This window comes from Erythrobacter sp., assembly GCF_038133525.1.
Classification (GTDB): Bacteria; Pseudomonadota; Alphaproteobacteria; order Sphingomonadales; family Sphingomonadaceae; genus Qipengyuania.
On the sequence record NZ_JAYPTL010000032.1, the window covers coordinates 1 to 24,525 of the forward strand.

General features: G+C 61.8%; 27 protein-coding genes. 16 read left to right on the top strand and 11 right to left on the bottom strand.

All coding sequences use genetic code 11. From position 1 onward, the window contains the following. The 4 genes from AAFM29_RS09950 to AAFM29_RS09965 all read left to right on the top strand — a co-directional run. The coding region (locus AAFM29_RS09950; protein WP_341712649.1) for an acetyl-CoA C-acetyltransferase at window positions 1-1,036 on the top strand (1,036 nt) is incomplete at its 5' end. Between the two features lie 27 nt (window positions 1,037-1,063). Next, window positions 1,064-1,849 carry an SDR family NAD(P)-dependent oxidoreductase gene (locus AAFM29_RS09955; protein WP_341712650.1) on the top strand — a complete coding sequence of 262 codons (786 nt, stop codon included), beginning with the start codon at window positions 1,064-1,066 and terminating at the stop codon, window positions 1,847-1,849. 172 nt (window positions 1,850-2,021) lie between these two features. After that, entirely contained in the window at window positions 2,022-2,894 is an 873-nt protein-coding gene (locus AAFM29_RS09960) for a crotonase/enoyl-CoA hydratase family protein (RefSeq protein ID WP_341712651.1), read from the top strand. Between the two features lie 67 nt (window positions 2,895-2,961). Beyond that, a complete protein-coding gene (locus AAFM29_RS09965) occupies window positions 2,962-3,432 on the top strand; it encodes a MarR family winged helix-turn-helix transcriptional regulator (protein WP_341712652.1) in 471 nt (156 codons plus the stop codon). A 45-nt stretch (window positions 3,433-3,477) separates the two neighbouring features. On the opposite strand, the gene AAFM29_RS09970 is transcribed toward AAFM29_RS09965, so the two are convergent. The 7 genes from AAFM29_RS09970 to AAFM29_RS10000 form a co-directional block, all read right to left on the bottom strand. Next, on the bottom strand, window positions 3,478-4,476 hold the full coding sequence (locus tag AAFM29_RS09970; RefSeq protein ID WP_341712653.1) for a type II secretion system F family protein: 999 nt from the start codon (window positions 4,474-4,476) through the stop codon (window positions 3,478-3,480). Window positions 4,477-4,496: 20 nt separating this feature from the next. Beyond that, window positions 4,497-5,468, bottom strand: coding sequence for a type II secretion system F family protein (locus tag AAFM29_RS09975; RefSeq protein WP_341712654.1), 972 nt, complete (start codon window positions 5,466-5,468; stop codon window positions 4,497-4,499). Between the two features lie 72 nt (window positions 5,469-5,540). Then, a complete protein-coding gene (locus AAFM29_RS09980; protein WP_341712655.1) occupies window positions 5,541-6,839 on the bottom strand; it encodes a pilus assembly protein CpaE in 1,299 nt (432 codons plus the stop codon). A gap of 3 nt (window positions 6,840-6,842) precedes the next feature. Then, on the bottom strand, window positions 6,843-7,493 hold the full coding sequence (locus AAFM29_RS09985) for a CpaD family pilus assembly protein (RefSeq protein WP_341712656.1): 651 nt from the start codon (window positions 7,491-7,493) through the stop codon (window positions 6,843-6,845). Between the two features lie 14 nt (window positions 7,494-7,507). Then, the gene (locus AAFM29_RS09990; RefSeq protein WP_341712657.1) at window positions 7,508-9,094 is read right to left on the bottom strand and encodes a type II and III secretion system protein family protein; all 1,587 of its coding nucleotides are present in this window, start codon (window positions 9,092-9,094) and stop codon (window positions 7,508-7,510) included. 41 nt (window positions 9,095-9,135) lie between these two features. Next, window positions 9,136-10,227 carry a Flp pilus assembly protein CpaB gene (gene cpaB / locus AAFM29_RS09995; RefSeq protein WP_341712658.1) on the bottom strand — a complete coding sequence of 364 codons (1,092 nt, stop codon included), beginning with the start codon at window positions 10,225-10,227 and terminating at the stop codon, window positions 9,136-9,138. A 92-nt stretch (window positions 10,228-10,319) separates the two neighbouring features. Beyond that, window positions 10,320-10,811, bottom strand: a complete 492-nt coding sequence (locus AAFM29_RS10000; RefSeq protein WP_371830731.1) for a prepilin peptidase — start codon at window positions 10,809-10,811, stop codon at window positions 10,320-10,322. An 82-nt stretch (window positions 10,812-10,893) separates the two neighbouring features. On the opposite strand from AAFM29_RS10000, the gene AAFM29_RS10005 reads away from it, so the two are divergent. The 3 genes from AAFM29_RS10005 (at window position 10,894) to AAFM29_RS10015 (ending at window position 13,189) form a co-directional block, all read left to right on the top strand. Next, entirely contained in the window at window positions 10,894-11,856 is a 963-nt protein-coding gene (locus AAFM29_RS10005) for an alpha/beta hydrolase (protein ID WP_341712661.1), read from the top strand. A gap of 2 nt (window positions 11,857-11,858) precedes the next feature. After that, window positions 11,859-12,950 carry an FAD-binding oxidoreductase gene (locus AAFM29_RS10010; protein ID WP_341712662.1) on the top strand — a complete coding sequence of 364 codons (1,092 nt, stop codon included), beginning with the start codon at window positions 11,859-11,861 and terminating at the stop codon, window positions 12,948-12,950. Between the two features lie 62 nt (window positions 12,951-13,012). Next, window positions 13,013-13,189, top strand: coding sequence for a YegP family protein (locus AAFM29_RS10015; protein WP_341712664.1), 177 nt, complete (start codon window positions 13,013-13,015; stop codon window positions 13,187-13,189). 6 nt (window positions 13,190-13,195) lie between these two features. On the opposite strand, the gene rnhA is transcribed toward AAFM29_RS10015, so the two are convergent. From rnhA to ispH, 3 genes are read right to left on the bottom strand one after another with little or no spacing between them, the layout of a single operon-like run. After that, window positions 13,196-13,642: a ribonuclease HI gene (gene rnhA / locus AAFM29_RS10020; protein WP_341712665.1), complete on the bottom strand. Its 447-nt coding sequence runs from the start codon at window positions 13,640-13,642 to the stop codon at window positions 13,196-13,198. Next, the gene (locus tag AAFM29_RS10025) at window positions 13,639-14,598 is read right to left on the bottom strand and encodes a homoserine kinase (protein WP_341712666.1); all 960 of its coding nucleotides are present in this window, start codon (window positions 14,596-14,598) and stop codon (window positions 13,639-13,641) included. Before AAFM29_RS10025 ends, rnhA begins: the two co-directional genes overlap by 4 nt. Further along, window positions 14,599-15,582 (bottom strand): 4-hydroxy-3-methylbut-2-enyl diphosphate reductase, encoded by a 984-nt coding sequence (gene ispH, locus AAFM29_RS10030; protein ID WP_371830732.1) that lies wholly within the window; start codon window positions 15,580-15,582, stop codon window positions 14,599-14,601. It lies immediately after the preceding gene. A gap of 95 nt (window positions 15,583-15,677) precedes the next feature. On the opposite strand from ispH, the gene AAFM29_RS10035 reads away from it, so the two are divergent. The 9 genes from AAFM29_RS10035 to tatC all read left to right on the top strand — a co-directional run bounded on the left by AAFM29_RS10035 (window position 15,678) and on the right by tatC (window position 22,859). Further along, window positions 15,678-16,328 carry a hypothetical protein gene (locus AAFM29_RS10035; protein ID WP_341712668.1) on the top strand — a complete coding sequence of 217 codons (651 nt, stop codon included), beginning with the start codon at window positions 15,678-15,680 and terminating at the stop codon, window positions 16,326-16,328. A gap of 52 nt (window positions 16,329-16,380) precedes the next feature. After that, on the top strand, window positions 16,381-18,120 hold the full coding sequence (gene argS / locus AAFM29_RS10040; RefSeq protein ID WP_341712669.1) for an arginine--tRNA ligase: 1,740 nt from the start codon (window positions 16,381-16,383) through the stop codon (window positions 18,118-18,120). Window positions 18,121-18,122: 2 nt separating this feature from the next. Next, window positions 18,123-18,830, top strand: a complete 708-nt coding sequence (locus AAFM29_RS10045) for an SPOR domain-containing protein (RefSeq protein ID WP_341712670.1) — start codon at window positions 18,123-18,125, stop codon at window positions 18,828-18,830. 79 nt (window positions 18,831-18,909) lie between these two features. Further along, window positions 18,910-19,929 carry a beta-N-acetylhexosaminidase gene (gene nagZ, locus AAFM29_RS10050; protein WP_341712671.1) on the top strand — a complete coding sequence of 340 codons (1,020 nt, stop codon included), beginning with the start codon at window positions 18,910-18,912 and terminating at the stop codon, window positions 19,927-19,929. Continuing rightward, window positions 19,926-20,735, top strand: coding sequence for a ScpA family protein (locus tag AAFM29_RS10055; protein WP_341712672.1), 810 nt, complete (start codon window positions 19,926-19,928; stop codon window positions 20,733-20,735). Before nagZ ends, AAFM29_RS10055 begins: the two co-directional genes overlap by 4 nt. Then, a complete protein-coding gene (gene scpB, locus AAFM29_RS10060) occupies window positions 20,728-21,330 on the top strand; it encodes an SMC-Scp complex subunit ScpB (RefSeq protein ID WP_341712673.1) in 603 nt (200 codons plus the stop codon). Before AAFM29_RS10055 ends, scpB begins: the two co-directional genes overlap by 8 nt. Window positions 21,331-21,391: 61 nt before the next feature. After that, the gene (gene tatA, locus AAFM29_RS10065) at window positions 21,392-21,622 is read left to right on the top strand and encodes a twin-arginine translocase TatA/TatE family subunit (protein WP_341712674.1); all 231 of its coding nucleotides are present in this window, start codon (window positions 21,392-21,394) and stop codon (window positions 21,620-21,622) included. Window positions 21,623-21,634: 12 nt separating this feature from the next. Next, a complete protein-coding gene (gene tatB, locus AAFM29_RS10070; protein ID WP_341712675.1) occupies window positions 21,635-22,057 on the top strand; it encodes a Sec-independent protein translocase protein TatB in 423 nt (140 codons plus the stop codon). Continuing rightward, window positions 22,050-22,859, top strand: coding sequence for a twin-arginine translocase subunit TatC (tatC, locus tag AAFM29_RS10075; protein ID WP_341712686.1), 810 nt, complete (start codon window positions 22,050-22,052; stop codon window positions 22,857-22,859). The genes tatB and tatC overlap by 8 nt, the downstream gene beginning before the upstream one ends. Here tatC and AAFM29_RS10080 read toward each other — a convergent pair. Further along, complete coding sequence (locus tag AAFM29_RS10080; RefSeq protein ID WP_341712676.1) at window positions 22,844-24,493, bottom strand: amidohydrolase; 1,650 nt, start codon at window positions 24,491-24,493, stop codon at window positions 22,844-22,846. The two genes, tatC and AAFM29_RS10080, sit on opposite strands and share 16 nt — an antisense overlap. Between the last annotated feature and the right edge of the window lie 32 nt (window positions 24,494-24,525).

The window sequence follows — 24,525 nt, forward strand, 5'->3', positions numbered from 1 at the left end:
GGCGATCGACGATGTGGTGATGGGCTGCGTCAGCCAGGGCGGCGAACAGGCGATGCAGGTCGGGCGCAATGCCGTGCTGGCCAGCAAGCGCCTGGGCGAGGGCGTGCCTGCGGTGACCATCGATCGCCAGTGCGGATCCTCGCAGCAGGCGGTCCAGTTCGCCGCGCAGGCGGTGATGAGCGGGACGCAGGACGTGGTGATCGCGGCCGGTGTCGAGAGCATGAGCCGTGTCCCGATGGGCTCGACTGCGATGTTCCACATGAAGGAAGGCCTGGGGAACTACAAATCACCCGGCCTCGAGGCGAAGTACCCCGGCATCCAGTGGTCGCAGTTCGTCGGTGCGGAGATGATTGCGCGCAAGCATGGCTTCACCAAGGAGGACCTCGATCGTTTCGGGCTCGGCAGTCACGAGAAGGCGATCGCGGCAACGCAAGGCGGGGCTTTTGCGAATGAGATTGTCCCGGTCGAGATCGAAACTCCCGAGGGTGCTCAACTGCACACGGTCGACGAAGGCATCCGCTTCGGCGCAACGCTTGAAAGCATTTCGGGGGTCAAGCTGCTCAGCCCCGAAGGCTCGATCACCGCGGCCACCAGCAGCCAGATCTGCGACGGCTCCAGCGCCGTGCTGGTCGTCAGCGAAAGGGCGCTGAAGCAATATGGCCTGACGCCGCTCGCGCGGATCCACAACCTGACGGTTACCGCCGGCGATCCTGTGATCATGCTGGAAGAACCGCTGTTCGCCACAGATCGCGCGCTCGAGCGTGCGGGCATGAAGATTTCGGACATCGACCTTTACGAAGTCAACGAGGCCTTCGCGCCGGTCCCGCTCGCCTGGCTCAAGCACACCGGCGCGGACCCGGACAAGCTCAATGTCAACGGCGGCGCGATTGCGCTCGGCCACCCGCTCGGCGCCTCGGGCACCAAGCTGATGGCGACGCTGGTCCACGCGCTGCGCGCTCGCGGCAAGAAATACGGTCTGCAGACGATGTGCGAAGGCGGCGGCGTCGCTAACGTCACGATCATCGAAGCACTTTGATTCGTTCTATTTGAGAGGACTATTTCCATGGAAGTTGGTGCAAACACTCCCGCCGTCGTGACTGGCGGTGCCTCGGGCCTTGGTGCGGCGACTGCCCGCGCGCTGGCCGCCAAGGGCGCGAAGGTCGCGATCTTCGACATGAACGAAGAGAAGGGTGAGGCGCTCGCCGCTGAAATCGGCGGAGTCTTCTGCAAGGTCAATGTGACCAGCGATGAAGACGTCGATGCGGGTTTTGCCAAGGCGCGCGCCGCGCATGGACAGGAGCGTATCCTGGTCAATTGCGCAGGCATCGGCAACGCGATCAAGACCGCCAGCCGATCGAAGGAAGACGGCTCGATCAAGCATTTCCCGATCTCGGCCTTCGACTTTGTCATCCAGGTCAATCTGATCGGCACCTTCCGCTGCATCGCCAAGTCTGCGGCTGGCATGCTCACGCTTGATCCGCTCGACGAAGTTGGCGAGCGCGGCGCGATCGTGAACACTGCCTCGGTCGCGGGCGAAGATGGTCAGATCGGCCAGGCCGCCTATTCGGCGTCGAAAGCAGGTGTGATCGGCATGACCTTGCCGATCGCGCGCGACCTCATGAACGAAGGCATTCGCATCAACACGATCCTGCCGGGCATCTTCGACACCCCGCTCCTGCAGGCTGCGCCGCAGAATGTGAAGGATGCGCTCGCCGCTTCGGTTCCGTTCCCCAAGCGCCTCGGCCAGCCGACCGAATATGCCAAGCTTGCCATGTGCATGATCGAAACCGGCTATTTCAACGGTGAGGACGTGCGTCTCGACGGTGCTATTCGCATGGCGCCGCGGTGATCCGGCCAATGCTTTCCTACCGGTGGGGCGAAGAATAGCCTTGCCGCTATGAGTGATCCGAAGCGCCCCCGCTTGCCCGTCCGTGACGCTGCAACCGGGGGCGCTTTCTTTTTTGTTCCAGGACCGTGTTCCACGTGTTCCATCCGGACGGACTGACCCGAGGGGAATCCAAATGAGCTCCTACACGCAGATCAAGCTCGACATTGCCGATGGCATCGCCACCGTTACGCTCAATCGACCCGAGAAGATGAATGCCTTCACCCGGGTGATGATGGACGAATTCATCGAGGCGATGGACGTGACCGATGCCGATGACAGCGTCCGCGCGGTGATCGTGACCGGTTCGGGCGATCGCGCCTTTTGCGCGGGTGCGGATCTCACGCCTGAAGGTGGCGGCCATGTTTTCTCTGACCCCACTCCCGTCGAGAATCTCTCTGACGAGCGTGTGCGTGATGGGGGTGGCCGGCTGACGCTGCGCCTGTTCAATTCCAAGAAGCCGTTGATCGGGGCCTGTAACGGCGTGGCCGTAGGTGTCGGCATCACCATGCAGCTGCCTTTCGATATTCGGCTTGCGTCGGACAATACGCGTTTCGGCTTCGTCTTCGCACGCCGCGGAATCACGCCCGAAGCCGCCTCGAGCTGGTTCCTTCCGCGTCTCGTCGGCATGCAGACTGCGCTCGAGTGGTGCATGACCGGGCGGATCTTCGATGCGCAGGAGGCCAAGGAGCGCGGCCTGGTGCGCTCGGTCCATCCGCAAGGTGAACTGATGGACGCGGCGGTGGGAATTGCGCGCGAGATCGCGGACAACACTTCGGCGGTTTCGGTGGCGATGACCCGCGCCATGTTGTGGCGCATAGGCGGCGGTGGACACCCGATGGACGGCCACCGCATCGACAGTCGGGCAATCTATCGCCTCAGTCGCAGTAACGATGCGAAGGAAGGCATCGCGAGCTTCCTGGAAAAGCGTCCTCCCGCCTATCCCGATACGGTCAGCGCCAACATGCCCGATTTCTATCCGTGGTGGGACGAACCGGGCTTCGAATAGTTGCGCTTGAGATGGTCACACAGGCAACCGCCTTGCCAAGCGGGCTGGTGAACTTATGAATTGCGGAATGTCCAAACGCCAACCCGCTCCGCGCCTCGCCGATTTCCTGCCATACCAGCTCTCGGTTGCGTCCAATGCGGTTTCGACCCGGATCGCGCAGCAATATCGCCAGCGCTTCGGGCTCAAGACGACCGAGTGGCGCATTATGGCGGTGCTTGGCGACGGTGGGGCCCAGACGCAGCGTGAGCTGTCGCAACTGACTCTGATGGACAAGGTGCCGGTCAATCGTGCGTGCAAACGACTGGAAGATCGCGGTCTGGTTCGGCGGACGCCGAATACCCGGGACGGGCGCTCACACCTGCTCGAACTGACCGATGAGGGCTGGGCGGTCCATGGTGGGGTCATGCCCCTGGCATTGAAGATCGAGACCGAGATGTTCGCGGTTCTGAATCCGGAAGAGCGCGCGGCTCTTCACGACATGCTGCACCGCATTCGTGAGAATGCAGGCGATTTCGATGCGGAAAGCCTGGCCGACTAAGTCGACCAGGCTTTCTCGCTCTTCTGTTTTTCCTGAATTCGTTCGCTAGCCGATACCGCCGCTGAAGGCGTCGGCGATCGAACAGGCTGCCGGGCCTAGGATGACGATGAACAACACCGGCAGGATGAACAGGATCAGCGGAACCGTCATGATCGCAGGAAGGCGTGCGGCCTTTTCTTCCGCACGCATCATGCGCTCGTTACGGAATTCCGCCGACAGCACACGAAGGGCGGAGGCCAACGGCGTACCGTAGCGTTCGGTTTGAACCATTGTCGTGACGACGCCCTTCACCGCTTCCAGATTGACGCGATAGGCGAGATTGTTGAACGCCACTCGGCGCTCGTTGAGGAAGGACAATTCGATCGCGGTGAGCGTGAATTCGTCGCCAAGTTCCGGATATGCGCGTCCCAACTCCTTGGCGACCCGGTTGAATGCTGCGTCGACGGTAAGGCCGGCTTCCGCGCAAATGACGAGAAGGTCGAGCGCATCGGGTAGGCCTTTCCTGATCGCCTCGGACCGCTTTTTGGCGATGTTGCTCAAATAGAGTTCCGGCCCCTTGTAGCCAGCGAACAGCACTGCGGCGAGTGCCATGACGCGCTTCATCTGCCAATCGGGATAGATTTCCGCGACATAGAGAAGGATGAAGGCAAGTCCGCCGAATACAACCGGAAGTACCAAGCGCAGACCAATGATCAGGACCGCGAGTTCCTTGTTGCGGATACCGGCGTGCGCCAGCTTTTGCTGGACGGCCTCGATCTGGCTCTGTTGCAGCACTTTCATACTGCCGAGCGTGTCCTTGATCTTTTCGGTCTTGTCGTTCTTGCGAACGAGGCTCTGACGTTTCTTTGCGTTCGAGGTGACGAGGCCCAACTTCAGCTCTTCGCGCCGTCCTTCCAGCGCGCGCACGCGTTTAGCCATCGGATCCTTGATGGTGACGGCCGAATAGATTGCGACGATCACCGCCAGGGCTGCGATCCCGGCAAGGATTGAGCCGACGAGAATGACGTCGAAGCCAAGAAGTTTGGGGCCGGTCGAGGGATCCATGAGTCTTTTCTCTTCCCTGCTTAGATTTCGAAATTGACCATCTTGGCCATGATGAAGCCGCCAATCGACATCCAGACGAGCCCGCCCAGTCCGGTGATGATCAGGCGGTCGTCTTCGAAGAAGCCGCCGATATAGGACGGGTTGATCCACGAGATCAGGGTGAAAACGATGAATGGCAAGGCGCCGACGATATAGGCCGATGCCTTCGATTCAGAGCTCATCGCCTTGATCTTCAGCTTCATCTGGGCGCGTTTGCGCAACACGTCGGAGAGGTTTGACAGGGTTTCGGCGAGGTTGCCGCCTGTCTCCCGTTGGATCGCCAAGGTGATGCAGAAGAAGTTGAACTCAGGAATACCAAGCCGGTCGGCAGTCTCCTGGAGTGCATCTTCCATGGTCTTGCCGATCTTGATACGCTCTACGATGCCCTTGAATTCCTGACCGACCGGGCCAGGCACTTCCTGCGCGACCACGCCGAGCGTTTCGGTAACCGGCAGACCCGAGCGCAAGCCGCGAACGAGGAGTTCGATGCCGTCGGGGAACTTCGTGTTAAATTGATTGGTGCGCTTCTTGATCTGTCGGCCGACAATGAAGTGCGGCAGTCCCGCTCCGAACAGGGTACCGACGCCAAGCGAAAGCGGGAAAGACCCGCTGCGCAGGAAGAGAAGCAAGGCGACGCCGAGACCAATACCCACTGAGGTGTATGCGTACTGGTTCAACGTCCAGTTCTTGCCAGTCCGGTCGAGCCGCACGGCGAGCGCATCAAGTCGAGAACCTGACCCAGCAACTTTGTACCGCTTGGGCTTCCGCGCGGCGATCGCCTTTTTGAGCTGCGATTCGACCTTGGCATCAGTGCTTTCGGAATGTCGATAACGTAGCTGCTGAAGGCGCCTCTGGCTGGACTTGCTGGCATTCGGCCCAGACAGCGCAGAGTAGCCGAGAACCAGCAGTGCCAGCACACCGACCACAAGCAGCAAGAGCTGAATGATATCCATCGCCGTTTCCGTTCCTACCTACTTAGCCACTGGCAGAGCGCGTGCCGTAAGGCGGCACCCCGAGTTGGGCGATTAATCCGCTGCCGTATCTACGGTGACGGCTTCCTTCTTCTTCGGCAGCAAGCCCTTGAGATCGATGCCACCGAGCAAGGATTTCTTGGTCCCGTTGCCGGTAGTGGCTGCATCGCCTTCTTCGTTGTTGCCAATGCTGATAATGCGAGCGGCAACTTCCTTGATGGCTGCAGTTGCCTTTGCCCCGCTATTGGCATCGACAAAGGTCTTGCCCAGTTTGGCTGCATTGGCAGCAGCCTTCTGGTCGAAGGGGATCGACACATCGATCTTGCGTTCGATCGATGCCTCAAAATCGGCTTTGCTGATTTCGGCCGCGCCAGGTTGAACCTTGTTGGCAACAATCAAAGGCGTTGCGTGCGGGGCGTTGGTCTTGAGCCAAGACAGGATCCGAATTGTGTCACGCGCAGAAGCGAGCGACATTTCCGTAGCGAGTACAACAACGTTCACCTCATTGAGAAGGTGAGGGAAGTTGATCATCATGTTGCGCGGCAGATCGACAACAGTCATCTCGAAGGCGTGACGGAATTCGTCCTGCAGCTGCATGAACGCCGCTCCATCAGTCATGAGTGGCTGATTGATCGGTGCTTCTGCAGAAAGGATGGCCAGATTGTCGTTCGCACGGATCATCGCGCGTTCGATGAAAAGTCCGTCGATGCGGCTGGGATTATCGATCGCGTCGGTCAAACCACGTCCCGGCTCGAGATCGAGCGCAAGTGCGCCGGTGCCGAAATGAACGTCGAGATCAAGCATGGCAGTCGACATCTTGCGGTCGCTGGCGAAAATCCATGCCAGTGAGGTCACAAGGGTCGATGCACCGACGCCGCCGCGGGTGCCGATGACGGCGGTCGAGATGTGGCGTTTGGCCATCTCTTCGTCGCTCAGCCGTGGGGCAGTGAAGATTGCCTGCGCCTGGTTAAGCGAGTCACGCAACGCGGCGGCTGAAAGCGGCTTCAGCAAATAGTCGTGGATGCCGCTGGCAAGCAGATCGCGATACAGGCGTACGTCGTTCACCTGACCGACTGCAATCACTACAGTGCCGGGTTCACAAACTTCAGCCAGACCGTTGATGTCGTTGAGCGGATCGCCGCTTTCAGACAGATCGACCATCAGGATATTCGGGCTGGCTGAGACAGAAAGCGACTGGACGGCATTGCGAAGGCCGCCCTTGTTGCACTTTTCGGGCTGCCAACCGAGTTCGATTACCACTGGGCGAAGCACGTCGAGCGCGGCTTCGTCACACAGATATGCGGCGAATGGATCGCGGTTGCCGGGCATGGCTGATTTCAACGACGCGCTCATGGCTCACTTGCCTCCTTCTGAGGTGTTGATTTCCGGCAGGCCCTGGGCGCCCGTGGGTGCCGCTTCTCGATAGGAATCGATGGCCTTGTTGGAACTCAGGATCACGGTTTCACCGCTGCCCTGCTGGCCGCGAACGAGGTCCTCCGGATTGGCCATCATTGCAGCCATGTTCGAATTCACCGCGCAGCCATAGTTGGGGTAAGTGGCGTTGCCGAAGTTGATGTCGCTCTTGGCCGACCAGTCTGGGCAGCCAGGCACACTGGCGAGCGTCCGCGATACAACCACGCGGGCTTGGCCGGGATTGACATAGCCGGCAGTCGGGGGCGCACCCTCGCTGACCAGCAGGCCGTAGCGGCCCGCAAGGCGAGAAACCGCGTCATGTACGCCTGCGCTGTTGGCTGGGTCGTCGACGGAGACACGGTCTCCGTACCGCAGGCCCATCGAGTCAAACCAAGCGACAAGACGCTGTTGCTCGCTAACGGGCAACCCGTCACCAGAGGTGGAAACATCGAGCGTGAAGTTGGTCCGCTCTACCACCGGTTGCTTGGTGCTGTAGAGTGAAGGATTGTCGGCGACACCGCCACAGGCGCCAAGCCCCAGCGAAAGCGAGAGGGCCAGTGCGGCTGCCGTCTTCTTGGTCAGATCGTTACGCATCAGTCTTGTCCTTCTCACTCGAAGCTGAAGCCGGGCTTGGCATCGGTGTCGACGTCAGCCTCCGCACGGCGTGGCTGGGCCAGGCCGGCCGCGACATTTGCCTGACCGGTCGGCTGTGCTTGCGACAGTCCCGGGCTGGCCGGTTCGGCGTTTTCGCGCATGGTCGGCGTGGGGCGTTTCTCACCGCTCTTGCCGTTGTTTTCCATGTAACCGATGATGCTCTGGATCTCGTTTGGCGCCCGGAAGCCGTCGGTTGGCAGAACGATGTCGTTCGCGTTGACCGGCTTTACGAGGTAGGGCGTGACGATGATCACCAGCTCGGTCTCGCCCTTCTGATAGCTCTTGGAGCGAAACAGGTTGCCGAGGATCGGTACATCGCCAAGTCCAGGAGTCTTCTGCAGCTGATTTTGCGAAGTGTTCTGCATCAGGCCCGCGATCATGAAGCTCTGGCCCGAACCGAGTTCGATCGTCGTCTCCGCCCGGCGCGTAGTCAGCGCCGGGATCGAGAAGCCGTTGATGACCACTGCACCCCGGGTGGAAAGTTCAGAAACCTCCGGCCGAACGCGGATTGAGATGCGGCCATTGGACAGGACGATTGGGGTGTAAGTCAGGCTTACACCATACTTCTTGTACTCGACCGAGGTCGTGCCGAGCCCCTGGCTCTGCGGAATGGGGAACTCGCCACCGGCGAGGAATTCCGCTGTCTCGCCCGACAGGGCAGTCAGGTTCGGTTCCGAGAGTGTGGTGACCAGGCCAACCTGCTCACCGAGGTCCAGCGCGCCAAGCAGGTCAAGGCCGAGAAAACGGCCGAATCCGGCAATGGTGCTGCCCCGCGAAATCTGATCGACGATCGTGTATCCATCGCCTTCGTAATTGGTGCCGACCGCAACCGGGCCTGCGGGAATCCGTTGGCCAGTCACAGGATCGATTGCCGAAGGGGTCACCTGGGAGAAGGGGCCTCGACCCGTTCCCACCCCGAACTTGAATCCACCAGTGCTATCGACGGTGGTCAGGTTGGCGCCGATGTCACGCACCAAAGAGCGGCTGACTTCGGCGAAGCGTACCTGGAGGTTGACCTGCAACGGCGTTGCCATCTTCAGGCGGCTGATGACATTTGTACCTTCACCAACGAAGGCTTCGACCAGGCGCTGGGCCTCGGAGGCGTCTTCGGGCGCGGCGACGGTGCCCGTCAGCAGCACTGTATTGGTGCCCATCGTTGAGACAGCGACCTTGGCTTCAGGCATCGCCAGGGCAAGCATCTGATCGATGCTGCCGATGTTCGAGCCTACGCGCACGTTTGCAGACCAAACGATGTCGCCGGCCGCGTTGCTTGCGTAGACAGTCGTCTCGCCGCCTGCCTTGCCGAAGACATAGAGCTGGCGCTGCGATTTGACCTGGACGTCGGCGATATTGTCGTCGGCGACGAAGACGTCAGCCATGGTGCCGGGCACGGTGACCAACTCACCGCGACCAATCGAGAGGACGACATCGCTGGCTGGCCGAGCGACCGATTGCGCGGTCGCGACGTTCGTCGGGATGCTGACCAGCGGCGCAAGCGCCAGGCTGGCAAGCAGCATTTTGGTAGAGAGACGACGGTTCATGGAATTGCCCCCTGAATGGCTACCTGTCTGCAGTGACCGTTTCACCGGATCACCGTTGCGCCAGCGACCGGCACGGTCTGTGCAGCCCTGCTCACCCCTTGAGTCTGGGCCGAAACGAAACGTCCGACGCCCTTTTCAACGGCTACTTCTTCTGTCTTCTTGCCCCGCGTCACCCGAACACTTGGGCCGGTACGGGTCGGAACGCCGTAGCTTGCACCCGATGCTCCCGATGCAGGTGAACTGCCCGGTGCATTTTGGGCGGGCATAGTGCTGCGCTGGAAGCGCGAAACATCGCCGCCGGTCACGTAGGTGCTCTTGCTATCGTCCGGGCGAGCCATCGCCTCACGCAGCATCTTCTCTTCTTCGTCGGGCGAAACGCCATCAGGGATCTTGACCTCGCCTGATGCGATGCGCCGTTCGAGGTCGCTCTGGCCGTCGGCCAGCGAGCGAAGCGAAAGGCTGAGCGTGCCGATGGTTTGCGCCACCGCCACCTTCTCAGCAATGACCGGGGTCACTTCGAGAGTCACGGTGCGGAAGGCCTTGACGATCGTCGAACCGTCTTCAGCCTTTTCCTGCGTTGTCGACTGGTCGGTCGCCAGAACGCGAAGGTTGCGAATGATTGTTTCAGACGCCTTCAAAGAGCTGGATTCCGAGCCGGTGACCGTCTGGGTCAGCACCATGTCGACGCGGTCACCAGGGAAAACGAAGCCGGCGACGCCCGACTGTGCCGAAACAGGCACGGTAATGGCGCGCATACCTGGGGTCAGTGCTGCAGCAAGAAAGCCGCGGTCGCCGGGGCTGACCAGCGAACCCTGGGTCACCGGCTCACCCGCTGTGATGGGGTGGCGAACCACCGTCCCAATGAGCTTTGCCATGTCCGCCTCACCTTCGAGGAAGTAGGCATCCTGCACCAGTTCTTGCGGCCACAGCTGATAGCCAATCGCGTCGGCGGATATGATCGTCCCAACCGGGAGAGCGCGCTGAGCGACGAGGACCTTCGGGCCCTGCGGTTCGACTTGTGCAGCTTCGGCCTGTGGCGCGGATGCGCCTGCGAACATGCTTCGCGCAATCAGGGCCGTTCCGACCGCAACGATCAGCGCACCTACCAGCAGAAGCAGCTTCTTCCTGTCCATGGCTATTTAGCCCCCTCATGTGACCCGCGGTAATCCAGATGCGGGCAAGTATGGTTTCAAGCCTTACGGCTGAAATGGTTAAGATCGGGTTTTCAGCCTATTCCCGCGACCGCGGCAGCCCGTCCCAGCGGCTCGGTGCCCAGCACCCAAAGGCCTGCGACTGCAATGGCGATCCCATATGGGACAGCGATGCGATCCTTCCGGCGACGGAGGAGATGGATCGCGCCAAAAACGATTGTGAGTAGCCCGCCCACCAGCGCCATGACGATGATGAGCTTGAGGAATGGGTAGGGTGGAATCCACAGAGCGAGCGCGGTGAGCAGCTTCACGTCGCCGCCGCCCATTTGCCGCAATGCGAACAATGCGCAGCAAAGGGCAAAGACGATGCCCGCGAAGCCCAGCTGGGTTGCCGCATCGGGCCAGAGTGAGAGGCCGCTGGCCCACCACCATAGGGGAGCCGACAATGCGATGGCGGCGTTGAGCTTGTTGCCGATCTGCCGGCTCTTGAGATCGGTAACAGCGGCAACCAGCAGTGCGATTGCCAAGCCGCCGAGCAATACGTAGGTGAAATCGAAAGTGGCCATCATGCCCCCCGCAAGGTCCTGCCGACGGGGTGCTACAGAAGATGGCTTACCAAATAGTAACCATAGTGGAGCGCGGGCAGCCTTGGATCAGCCAGTTTCAGCAAGGGTCGATCGACGAGCCATTCCGGTCGAGGCGCGTGAAAGCAGCTGGGAGGCGCCCGATGGCTACGCCCTGCGCAGGATCGATTGGCCCGCGGACCTGAAAGCGCGTGGTTCGATCCTCTTCCTGCCGGGAAGGGGAGATTTCTACGAGAAGTATATCGAGACCCTCGAACAGTGGAATCGTGCAGGGTGGCGTGTCACGGCTGCCGACTGGCGCGGGCAAGCCGGGTCCGGGCGTCTCGGCGATGATGCTGTAACCGGGCATATCGGTGACTTCTCGCAATGGGTGGATGACCTTGCCGCGCTGTGGCGCGATTGGAAGGCGAGCACCCCTGCTCCGCATATTCTGGCCGCGCATTCGATGGGCGGTCATGTGGTCATGCGTGCGCTTGTGGACCATGTCGTCGATCCGGATGCGGTGGTCCTCAGCGCTCCGATGCTGGGAATGTCCGGGCCGCCGCTACCGTTGCCGGTGCTCCAAGGGGTGGCGAAGCTGATGTGCATGGTCGGCAAGCCCACCCGTCCCGCCTGGAAGTGGAGCGAAAAACCCGGTGAGGTTCCCGCGCGTCGACGAGATCTGTTGAGCCATGACGGCGAACGATACGCCGACGAGTTGTGGTGGCGCGAAAAGCGACCGCAGTTGGTGATGGGGCCCGGGAGCTGGGGCTGGGTGGAACGGGCCTATGCTTCGGCCCGCGTGCTCGAACGCAAGGGCGCCCTGGAAGCCGTGCAGATCCCGGTGCTGGTCATCTCCACTTCAAACGACAAGCTTGTCAGCCATCCCGCTGCAGTCCGTGCGGCCGAGAGGCTGCCCAAGGGTGAACTGGTCGCCTTCGGCAAGGAATCCCGGCATGAGATATTGCGGGAAGTCGATGCAGTGCGTGACAAGGCAATGACGGCAATCGCTGAATTCCTCGATAGGGTGGCACCTGCCCGATCCTGATCATGCATGACTTCGCTATCATCGGTGCCGGGATTGCCGGAGCCAGCCTTGCCGCCGAGCTTGCGGCTGGCGGCGCAGACGTCCTCATTCTCGAAGCGGAGGACAGGCCCGGCTACCATGCAACGGGCCGGTCGGCCGCTTTCTGGGAAGAGTGCTATGGCGGCCCAGAGATAGTCCCCCTCACGCTTTCTTCGGGCCCCTATCTCCGAGATGGAGGGTTTCTTGCTCCGCGAGGCGCGCTCTACATCGCGCGCAATGCGGATGAGCCCGCACTGGATGCCTTCATGGAACGTTTCGGGCCAACCGGGGTGACCATAGAGAGAATCGATACAGCAGGGCTCAGGCAACGCTTGCCTGGATTGCAAACGGATTGGTCCGGCGCTGTCTGGGAGCCTGCCTGTGCCGACATCGAAGTAGCAGCGCTGCATGCGCATTACCTCGCCCTGGGACGGCGAAACGGTGTCCAATTGCAGCAACGCGCCCGGCTGGCATCGGCATTGCAACGGGACGGTGCGTGGGAGCTTGCCACGGAGCGCGGAGAGCAATTTCGCGCACGGACATTGGTCAATGCCGCTGGGGCTTGGGCTGATGAGGTGGCGCGGATTGCCGGCGTACGTCCGCTGGGGATCACACCGCTGCGACGGACGGTGGTACAGTTGCGGATCGATCCGCCCATCCAATCGGACCTGCCGCTTGTGCTGGATATCGGCGGAGGCTTTTACTTCAAGCCTGAGTCCGGACGTCTATGGCTAAGCCTAAATGACGAAACACCGAGCGAACCTTGCGATGCTGCTCCGGAGGAGCTGGATGTGGCGGAAGCGATCGATCGCTTTGAACGAGCGGTCGATTGGAAGGTTGTGGCGGTCGAACGCAAGTGGGCGGGCCTGCGCAGCTTCGCGCCTGATCGCTGTCCTGTTTATGGTGCCGACCCGCAATGTGCCGGTTTTGCCTGGTTCGCTGGCCAGGGGGGATATGGCATTCAGACTTCGCCTGCGGCAGCCCGTCTGGCTTCGCAGTTGCTGCTGGGGAACGAACGCGACGATATGACCAGAGGCCTCGACGCATCGCTTTATGACCCAGCGCGCTTCGACTAGCCACACCTCCAAAAGTTGTTAGGTTGGGGCAGAGCAACCTTGATAGTAGGAGAGTGAGTGGGATGGCACATCATTTCGAAATCTATAAGGATAAGGCGGGCGAATTTCGGGTCCGCTTCAAGTATAATTCAGAGGTGATGTTCTCGACCGAGGGCTATAGCTCCAAGGCGAGTGCGCAGAACGCGATCGATTCAATCAAGAAAAACGGGCCTGACGCTGAGGTTGTCGACAACAGCTGAGTGGTACTAGCTTTCGCTGGCGGCGACGCGCTCAGCGGCGTCGCTGGCAAGGCGGTCGACCCGTTCGTTCTCCGGATGGCCGTTGTGACCTCGGACCCAGTGCCAGGTGACCTTGTGCCGTTCGGTCAGTTCGATGAGGTCATGCCATAGCTCCGGGTTGCGCACTGGCTTCTTGCTGGCGTTCATCCAGCCGTTCTTTTTCCAGCCGTGCACCCAGCGTGTGATCCCGTCGATCAGGTATTTGCTATCGGTATAGAGGTCGACGTCGCAGGGTTCGATCAGGGCCGACAATCCCTGTATCGCTGCGGTCATTTCCATGCGGTTGTTGGTGGTGTCGGGCTCGCCGCCCGACATCTCCTTCTCGTGTCGGCCCATGCGCAACAGTGCGCCCCAACCGCCCGGTCCGGGATTTCCCTTGCACGCCCCATCGGTGAACAGTTCGACTTTCTTCATGCGAACAGCTCATTGCCGTTGGCACGGTAGAATGCCAGTCTTCGCGCAAAGTCCATGGGATCCTTGCGGACGACCAAGGCGTCTGCAGGAGTGAATACCCAATCATAGGCGCGCGATGAAAGGAAGCGCATGCAGGCACCGCGCAAAAGCACGGGCATCTGGTCGCGTTCGTCGGCGGAAAGTGCTCGGCCGGATGCATATCCGGCAAGCAATGCCGTGGAGATTTCCGGCCTGAATTCATGCCCGCCGGGACTGAAGCACCACGCAGCGTGCGTCACAGCCAGATCGTAGGCGAAGAAGTCATCAGCCGAGAAATAGAAGTCGATCAGGCCGGTTACCTTATTGCCCAGCATCAAGACGTTGTCGGGGAATAGGTCGCAATGAACCACCCCATGCGGGAGGCCTCCAGGCCAGTTTGCTGCAAGGAAAGATAACTCTTCATACGCCAGGCCTGACAGGCCGGGTGCGATCGTGTCGAGCCGCTCTGATCCGCATTGGTGGATCAGGCGATCCCATTCGGCCAGACCCATCGTCTGGACGCCGGTTATCGGGAAATCCGCCACGGCATGATGCAGTTGCGCCAGGGCATTGCCCACGGCTTCGGCCTGGCCGGGCGTCGGATGGTCCACCGATACGCCAGGCAGGAATTCGATCAGTGCCACCGCCTTGCCATCGACCATGCGGAACGCCGCACCGTCGCGATCGTGAATGGTGCGCGGTACCGCGCAACCTTTCGCCGAAAGGTGATCGAGCAAACCAAGGAAGAAGGGCAGCTGTGCAGTGTCGATGCGCAATTCGTACATGGTCAAGATGTAGCGGGCGCGGGTGGTCTCGATCAGCCAGTTCGAATTGGACACTCCTTCGGCGATACCTTTGGCCGAAACAAGTTCGCCAACGTCATAAGCCGCGATCAGCTTCGCCAGATCTTCGGCACCGAGATGAGTATAGACGGCCACCTATTCGGTTAGCTGGCGAGGCAGCTTGAAGACCATGTTCTCCTCGGCGGTCGCGATGGTTTCTTCAACGACATTGCGCCATTCGCAGAGCTGGTCGACGACTTCACGCACCAGCTTTTCCGGGGCGGACGCTCCTGCGGTGAGCCCAACCGTCTGGGCGTTCGAAATCCAGGCGGGATCGATCTCGCTCGCACGCTGGATGAGGTGCGCTTCCGTCCCCAGTCGCTGTGCGACTTCGACCAGGCGCAGCGAATTGGAGGAATTGGGCGCGCCGATAACCAGCACCAGGTCGCACTCCGGGGCGATCCGCTTGACTGCCGCCTGGCGGTTACTCGTCGCGTAGCAGATGTCTTCTGCCTTGGGCGCGACGATGTGCGGATAGCGCGCCTGGAGAGCGTCCACGATTTCCCGCGTATCGTCGACCGAAAGGGTGGTCTGCGTGAGAAACGAGATGTCATCCGCGTCGGTGAAGTCGAGTTTGCCGATATCCTCGACTGTTTCGACGAGAGTGATCTTGCCTTCGGGAACTTGCCCCATGGTCCCGATCACTTCGGGATGCCCCGCATGACCGATGAAGACGATGTGCTGGCCCTTTTCGATCTGTCGTTCGGCCTGGCGGTGAACCTTGCTGACAAGGGGACACGTGGCATCGACGTAGAGAAGCTGGCGCCGTTCCGCTTCGGCCGGAACCGACTTGGGGACACCATGGGCACTGAAGACCACGGGCGCGTCGTCAGGAACCTCGTCCAGCTCCTCGACGAAGATTGCGCCCTTATCCTTGAGGCAATCGACCACGAAGCGATTGTGGACGATTTCGTGGCGGACATAGACCGGCGCCCCGAACTTCTCGAGCGCCCGTTCTACGATTTCGATAGCCCGGTCGACACCGGCGCAGAATCCTCTTGGAGCCGCGATCAGGAGCTTGAGATCCGGGCGATTGGTATCTTCGCGCATTGCTGCGGTGGATGGAAAGGGCGCGTTCATGTGCCGCCCTCTAGCGCTTTCCCCCGACCCAAGCTAGGGCGTGTCCGCGCCCCGCGGGGGCAGAATACGAATTGCGACAAGGGAACCGGAGCCGCATGACCAGCCGATATCGCCTCTTTTCTGTACTTGCCCTCGGGCTGGCGCTTACCGGCTGCAAGAAAGAGGGCGATCTGGTGCTCGATGCCGGTGTCGGCATCACCGCCGTTCGCACTGCCTGTCCTGCCGTCGGCGTTCCCGACTATACCGGCGACATCACCACTTTCCGTACGCCTGGGTCAACCACGCTGGCCGATCTCGATGTGAGTGCGGCGATCACCAATCTCCGTTCGAGCTGCGATGACGGCCCGGAGCGCGTCTATACCGAGGCGACGTTCGATGTACTGGCCAGGCGCACCGATACGCGCGGTGCCCGGACCGTGACATTGCCGTATTTCTCAACCGTCCTGCGCGGCGGCAGTGCCGTGGTGACCAAGCGTGTCGGCCAGATTACCCTGCAATTCGCCGATGGGCAGGACCGTGCGCAGGCGCGGGGGACTGCGGGCGCTTTCGTGAACCGCGCCGATGCTTCGCTGCCCGCGGATATTCGCGAACAGATCACCCGCAAGCGCAGGCCGGGCGATCCCGATGCGGCGCTCGACCCGCTTGCCGATCCTGCCGTCAAGGCGGCGGTCCAGCGCGCCAGTTTTGAGCTGCTGGTTGGCTTCCAGCTGACCGAAGAGCAGCTGCGCTACAACGCTACGCGCTGATTCCACGTTTCAGGCGGCTTGCGATTCTGGCCCAATGGGCTAGGCGCGCGCCATGGCTGACATGCAGACTCTTCACGCGGCCTTCGCGGCCCGGATCGATGCGGTATTGAATGCACTGGAAACGGAGGGTGTGCTTCCGGCCAATGTGTCGCGCGCCAATGTTACGGTAGAGCCGCCGCGCGATCCCTCGCATGGCGATCTCGCCACGAACGCGGCCATGGTTCTCGCCAAGCAGGCGGGCACCAATCCACGCGCACTGGCGGAAAAGATCATTGCCCACCTTGAGCGTGATCCTGACATCGTGGGGGCGGAAATCGCCGGGCCCGGTTTCATCAACCTGCGCCTGTCGGATGAGACCTGGCGGCGTGAGCTGCGCGCGATCGCTTCGCTCGGTGCCGAATACGGCCGATCGACGATGGGTGAAGGCCGTACGGTGAATGTCGAATATGTCTCGGCCAATCCGACCGGCCCCATGCACATGGGGCACTGTCGCGGAGCTGTGGTCGGGGACGCCCTGGCCGGCTTGCTCGAGTTCGCCGGCCATCGCGTGGTGCGCGAATACTACGTCAACGATGCGGGTGGCCAGGTCGATGTCCTCGCCCGGTCAGCTCACTTGCGTTACCGTGAGGCATTGGGCGAAGACATCGGCGAGATCCCCGCAGGACTCTATCCGGGCGACTATCTTGTCCCGGTCGGTCAGCAACTCGCACAAGAATTCGGCGATGCCTATCGCGATGCTGCCGAGAGCGAGTGGCTTGAACTGTTCCGCAACCGCGCGGTTGCCGGAATGATGGAGATGATCCGCAGCGACCTCGCTCAGCTCGGCATTCATCACGACCTTTTCTCGTCAGAGGCGGAACTTCAGGCGGCAAGAAAGCCCGAGGCGGCCGAGGCGTGGCTACGCGAGAAGGATCTCGTTTACGACGGCGTGCTTGAGGCTCCGAAGGGCAAGGCCCCGCCCGAAGACTGGGAGCCGGTCGAGCTGCCGCTGTTCCGTTCGACGAAGTTCGGCGACGACCAGGATCGCCCGATCAAGAAGTCCGATGGATCATGGACCTATTTCGGGGCAGACCTCGCCTATCACCTCCAGAAAGCGCAAGGCGCCGACGAGTTGATCGACATCTGGGGCGCCGACCATGCCGGCACCGTGAAGCGGATCAAGGCGGCCGTCGCCGCGCTCAGCGAAGGGCAGGGCAAGGCAATCCCATTCGACGTCAAGCTGGTCCAGATGGTCCAGCTTATGAAGGGTGGGCAGCCTTTCAAGATGTCGAAGCGCGCAGGCAATTTCGTCACGCTCGCCGATGTTGTCGAAATGGTCGGCAAGGATGTGGTCCGCTTCACAATGCTGACCCGCAAGCCCGATGCGCAGATGGATTTCGACTTCGACAAGGTCGTCGAAGCGTCGAAGGACAACCCGGTGTTCTACCTGCAATATGCGCATGCGCGAATTCGCTCGACGCTTCGCAAGGCGGGTGTCGCCCCCTCCGATGCCCATCTGGAGCGGTTGGGTGCCGACGAACTCGCGCTGGTGCGCGAAGCGGCGCAGTTCCCGCGCGTGGTCGAAGCCGCCGCCAAGGCGCGCGAGCCGCATCGCATTGCCTTCTTCCTTGGTGATCTTGCTGCTGCCTTCCACAGCTTCTGGAACGCCGGCAATGATGACCCGGCAAAACGGATCATTCAGGAAGGCGACGCGGAAATTACCGCAGCAAGGCTTTATCTCGCCGATGCGATCGGGCAGGTAATCCGCAACGGTCTTGCGATCTTGGGGGTCGAAGCTGTCGAGGAGATGTGAGCATGGCGGCTACGCCCTATGACGCCGACGAAGTTTGGGACGAAGACGACCAACTCGACCTGACGCAGGATGATCGCCTGCCTTGGCTCGAATCGGCAGAAGAGGACGACGCAGCCGGCGGCTTCGATACGGTGCGACTGGTCTTGATGGGGGTGCTTGCCCTGGCCGTGCTCGGTGCGGTTCTCGGTGTCATCTGGTTCGTCACCAACAAGGCATCTGACGAGCCACCGGCTGATGGCAGCCTCATCGCGGCACCTGCAGAGCCCTACAAGGTCAAGCCTGCCGACGATGGCGGCAAGGTGTTCGCCGGGACAGGGGATTCGAGCTTTGCGGTAGGCGAAGGTAAGACGCGCGAGAGCAAGCTGGCCGATAAACCGGTTAGCGCTGCGGCCCCTTCGATAGCCTCAACGCTCGATGACAATCCGAAGCCAGCGGCCCAGGCGCCAGTGGCCCAGCCGACTGCTTCGACCAAGGCGGGCGGAGTACCGGTACAGGTCGGGGCTTTCCCCCGCCGTCAGGATGCCGAAGCGGCTTGGGCTGCACTGTTGCGCCAGACCGAAGCACTGAGCGGGGTCAGCCATCGGGTGGTAGAGGCGCAGGTTGATATTGGCCGTGTCTACCGTTTGCAGGCCATGGCTGGCGATCGCGCCGCAGCGAACCAGCTGTGCGCCGCGCTCAAGTCCGATGGGCTCGCCTGTTTCGTCAAATAGGCTTCGTCCGGATCCAGTTTCCACACCTGCCGTGGTCGATGCGCTTGCCCGGCTTCGGGAAAAGCCGCAGTTTCGAACCATGACGCCTGCCATCTTCGGCATTTCCGGCCTGGAACTGACGGCCGACGAACGCGCCTTCTTCCGCGAGGCCGACCCGGTGGGTTATATCCTGTTCGCACGCAATTGCGCCAACCGCGATCAGTTACGTCGACTGACCGACGACCTGCGCAGCATCCATGGGCGCGAGCGGTTGATTGTCTCTATCGACCAGGAAGGCGGTCGCGTCGTGCGGATGAAACCGCCCGAGTGGCCCCGTTATCCGGCAGGCGAGGCTTTCGCTCGGCTGTTCGAGATCGCTCCCGCTTCCGCGATCGAGGCGGCGCGCGTCAACGCTGAGGCAATGGGGCGGGAACTCGCACTTGTCGGGATCAGTGTGGATTATCATGCACCATTCGATGTGCGCCGGCCGGAAACCGACAATGTGATCGGCGATAGGGCGCTGGGCAGCGATCCGATGCAAGTCGCGGCATTGGGGCGGGCGGTGCTTGACGGGCTTGGCCGTGCCGGAGTGGTCGGCTGCCTCAAGCATATGCCCGGCCATGGGCGCGCTACGGTCGATAGTCATAAGGAATTGCCGCGTGTGGAGGCGAGCGTCGAAGAGCTGGCGGTCGATATCGAGCCTTTCCGCAAGCTGTCTGCACATCCGTTGGGGATGAGTGCGCATATCGTCTTCACGGCGTGGGATACGGTAAACCCGGCAACGCTGTCCAAAGCCGTAATTGGCGATGTCATCCGTCGGGAGATCGGCTTCGATGGCCTGCTGTTGACCGACGATATCGACATGCAGGCGCTCGAAGGCACGATCCCCGAGCGTGCGGAACGCGCACTAACTGCGGGTTGCGACGTTGTGCTTAATTGCTGGGCCAGGCTCGATGATATGGCCGGCATCGTGGAAAGATGTGGGAGCATTCGCGATGCGAGTGCCGCCCGTCTGGCGCGGGTCCATGCCGCGATGGGTGAGCCGGTGGATGCGATCGAGACTAGCGACCTGCTCGCCAAGCGCGACGCTTTGCTAGCGATCATGGGAGAGGCGGCATGACTGGCGACGGTCTGCTCTTCGCCGATCCCGCGGCAGAGGATGAATGGGACGGCATCGCCAGCGAGGCGAAGGTCGACGAGAACGCGCTTTATCTCGAGCTTGACGGCTGGGAGGGTCCGCTCGATCTCCTGCTCGATCTGGCTCGCAGGCAAAAGGTCGACCTCAGGCAAATCTCGATCCTGGCCCTGGTCGACCAGTATCTCGGCTATATTGAACGCGCAGAGGCGCTGAAACTGGAGCTGGCGGCCGACTACCTGGTGATGGCGGCGTGGCTGGCGTACCTGAAGTCGGCCATGCTCCTGCCCAAGGATGAGCAGGAAGACCCGAGCCCCGACGAGCTTGCGCTAAGGTTGCAACTGCGCCTGCAGCGCCTGGGCGCCATGCGCGATGCAGCAGCTCGGCTCATGGGTGGGAACCGGCTTGGCCGCGACGTGTTCCTGCGCGGCGCCCCCGAAGGGCTGGAGATCGCGCGGAAGAACCTTTGGCAATGCGACCAGTTTACGCTGATCGAAGCCTATGGCCGCGTGAAAGCCCGCACTGCACCGGCGATCCACATGGTTCGCGAGCGCCCCGTGATGACGCTGGAAAGCGCGCTTGAGCGGGTTTCGCACATGCTTGGCGTGACGCTTGACTGGATGGAACTGCGCGATTTCCTGCCGCCGCATGCCGAACCGCGGCTGCGCAAGTCGGCGCTCGCTTCCAGTTTTGTCGCCGCGCTTGAACTGGCTCGATTGGGCAGAGCGGAACTCCAACAGGAAGATGCGTTCGGTCCACTCCATCTTCGCCGGGTCGCCGCAAATGGATGAACTGGTTCGCGCAGTTGAGGCGGCCTTATTTGCCGCGGAAGAGCCGATGGCGGTCGATGAGCTCGCCCATTTCCTTGGCGATGCATCGAATGCGGATGTTCGCGAGGCGCTGGCGACGCTTGCGGGCCACTATGAACAACGCGGGGTCCGCCTGGTCGAGCGTGGCAAGCGCTGGCATTTCGAAACTGCGCCCGACCTCGCGCACCTGCTACGCCGCGAAAAGGAACAGGTTCGACGCCTCAGCCGCGCCGCGACCGAGGTCCTGGCAATCATTGCCTATCACGAACCGGTCAGTCGCGCAGAGATCGAATCGATCCGCGGGGTCCAGACCAGCGGGGGCACACTGGATGTCTTGATGGAGGCCGGTTGGGTGAAGATCGCCGGACGCCGCGAAGTTCCCGGACGGCCGACCATCTATGCCACCACTTCCGAATTCCTCGACCATTTCGGCCTCACAAGTCGCCGAGACCTGCCGGGAATCGCGGAATTGCGCGCGACTGGCCTGCTTGATCCGATCGACGATGCCTATGATGCGCTGGTTGGCGACGATGACGGCCAAGTGATCGAGGATATCGAGGCCGACAGCGAAGCCTGACTGGCGTTGCGCCCGGTGCGCGCCTATATGGAAGCTCTAGTCACCAAGAAGGTTTCGAAAAATGTCGCTCGGCCCCTGGCAGCTCATCATTATCGCCATCGTCATCCTCGTTCTCTTCGGACGCGGCCGCATCTCTGAAATGATGGGTGATTTCGGCAAGGGAATCAAAAGCTTCAAGGAAGGCATGTCGGAAGAAACCAAGCCCGCGCCAAGGATTTCCGCACCCGATGCCAAACCGGCAGAGGACGCCCAACCGGCGCCGCGCGTCGATACGCCCGACCATAAGGGCTAAGGAGCCGCTTCCATGTTCGATGTCGGCGCCAGCGAACTGCTGGTGATTGTCGTCGTGGCGATCCTTGTGATCGGCCCGAAGGACATGCCGCGCGCTCTGCGCACAGCAGGCCGCTGGATCGGCAAGGCACGGCGCATGTCGAACCACTTCCGCGCCGGTGTGGATGAGATGATCCGGCAGGCCGAAATCGAGGACATGGAGGCCAAGTGGGCCGAGCGGAACAAGGAGATCATGGCCAAATATCCGTCCGGTGACGAACCGGAGGGCGGCGCGCCAGAGGATCTGACACCGCCGATGATGGAACCGCTCGATCCCAAGAATGCCGACGCCGCGGCGGAAGCAGCGATCAAGCGAGCCGCGCCGGTGAAAGCGCCGGAGCATGAAAGCGAGCCTCCGCTTCCTCTCGATCCGCCCCCTCCAGCGAAGGATGCGTGAGGTGGCAGTGATCAAGGACATCGATGAGACGCAGGCACCGCTGATTGATCATTTGATCGAGTTGCGGGCGCGACTGGTCCGGTGTGTTGCCGCCTTGGTGGTGGCTTTCGGGATCTGCCTCTATTTCGCCGATCCTATCCTGGGTTTCCTGGTCCAGCCGCTCAAGTCGGCATTTCCTGACGGCGAAGGCCAACTGATCTTCACCAAGCTCTACGAAGTCTTCTTCGTCGAGCTCAAGGTCGCGCTTTTCGCCGGCTTCTGCCTCAGCTTTCCAATCATCGCCAACCAGCTGTGGGCCTTTGTCGCCCCGGGGCTCTACGCGCGCGAGAAGAAGGCTTTCCTGCCATTCCTGCTGGCGACCCCGGTTCTTTTCACCATGGGCGCTGCGCTTGCCTATTATGTGGTCATGCCGACTGCGTTTCAGTGGTTCCTCGGCTTTCAGGGCGAGGCGGGGGGACTCAAGATTGAGGCGCTTCCGACGGCTAATGAGTATCTCGGCCTCGTCATGCAGTTCATCCTGGCCTTCGGAATGAGCTTCCTTCTGCCGGTCCTGCTGCTGCTGCTGCACCGCGCGGGTATAGTCACCCACGCCCAGCTTTCGGGCGCGCGGCGCTATGTCGTTGTGCTGGTGGTGACATTGGCGGCAATCATCACACCGCCCGACCCGGGATCGCAGCTGCTGTTGGCCATTCCGCTATTGCTGCTCTTCGAAAGTTCCCTGCTGGTGATGAAGCTGACCGAGCGCCGCCGCAAGGATGCGCCCGAGCCAAGCGAAGCAGAGGAACCTCAGTCCGCGTCGTAAACTTTGCGGCCGCCAACCCAGGTTTCGAGGACCTTGGTCGCGCGGAGTTCCGCTGGGGTTGCCAGGAGCGGGTCGCGATCCACCAGGACGAAATCGGCACGCTCGCCCGGCAGCAGGCGTCCGAAGCGCCCTTCTGCAAAGCCGGCAAAAGCCGCGTCGATGGTGAAGCCCGCCAGCGCCTGTTCGCGATTGACGCGATCCTGTGGGCGCCACCCGCCGAACGGCTGGCCATTGGCATCCATTCGCGTGGATGCGGCAGCAAGACCCGCGAACGGATCGGGCGACTCAACCGGTGCGTCCGATCCGAAAGCCAGCCTGCCGCCCAGCGAGAGGATGGTGTTCCACGCATAGGCGCCCTCTAGCCTGTCTGGCCCCAGGCGGGCCTCCGCCATCAGGCGATCGCTGGTCTGGTGCACCGGCTGCATCGACGCGATGATCCCATGCTGCCCGAACAGCGGCAGGTCTGCCGGGTCCACGATCTGCGCGTGCTCGACCCGCCAACGACGGTCGCCCGGGAAGCTCTCGGCGATCTCGGTGATGGCGTTCAGCACCTCGGCGTCGGCGGCGTCGCCGATCGCGTGGATGGCGGGCTGGAAATTGCCCTGCGCCGCCCGAACCAGGATGTTGCGCAGTTGCGCGCCGGTCATCAACGGCAGGCCGGTATTGCCCGGATCATCGGCATAGGGGCGCTTGAGCCAGGCTCCGCGACTGCCCAGTGCGCCGTCCATGTAGAGCTTGACCCCATTCAGCCGCAGCTTGTCCTCGTAGAGCCAGGGCGATGGCCGCGCTCCGGCGATCAGCTCCATATTCTCCGGTCCACCGGCATAGGCCATGATCCGCAGCGTCAGCGTGCCCGCATCACCCGCACGGCGATAGGCCTGCCAGTCTTCGATGGTGGTGCCCATGTCGGCGACGGCGGTAATGCCGAAGCGGTGCAGCACGCGCTGAGCCTCTGCGAAGGCGAGGTCCCGCTCCACCGGGCGCGGTGCAGGGATCGCGCGGGTCATCAGATCTTCTGCGCCATCCACGAAAACGCCTGAAGGCACCTGCGAGCCCGGCAGTCGTTCTACCCGCCCTCCGCTGGGATTCTTGGTAGCGGCAGTGATCCCGGCGGCTTCCATTGCCAGTGAGTTTGCCCACCCCGCATGGCCGTCAACGCGCTGGAGATAGACCGGGCGATCCGACACTGCGCTGTCGAGTTCGGCTGCAGTGGGAAACCGACCGAGGCCCCATTTTTCCTGGTTCCAGCCGCGCCCGAGGATCCACGGTCGTGCCTCGTTCTCCGCGGCAAAGGTGCGGATCTTCTCCAGCGCCTCGTCGAGTGAATTTGTATCCGAGAGGTCAAGAGTCAGCGCGCCGATCCCGATCCCCATGACGTGCGCATGGGCGTCGATCAGGCCAGGGATCATCACCCGGCCCTGGCCATCTTCGCGAAAATCGGTCTGCGGCTTCCTGTCGCCGCGTTCGAGGACCTGCGCGATCTTGCCGTCATCGTCGATGACCAGCGCGGTGAAGCGCTTGACCTTGCCATTCTCGTCGATTGTCAAACCTTCGACATTGTCGATCAGCACATCTGCCAGGGCTGGCGTTGCCACGGTGCAGGCGAGTAGGGCGGCAAGGAGTTTGCGCTTCATCAGGCGATCCCGTTTCCAATCAGAACGGCGGC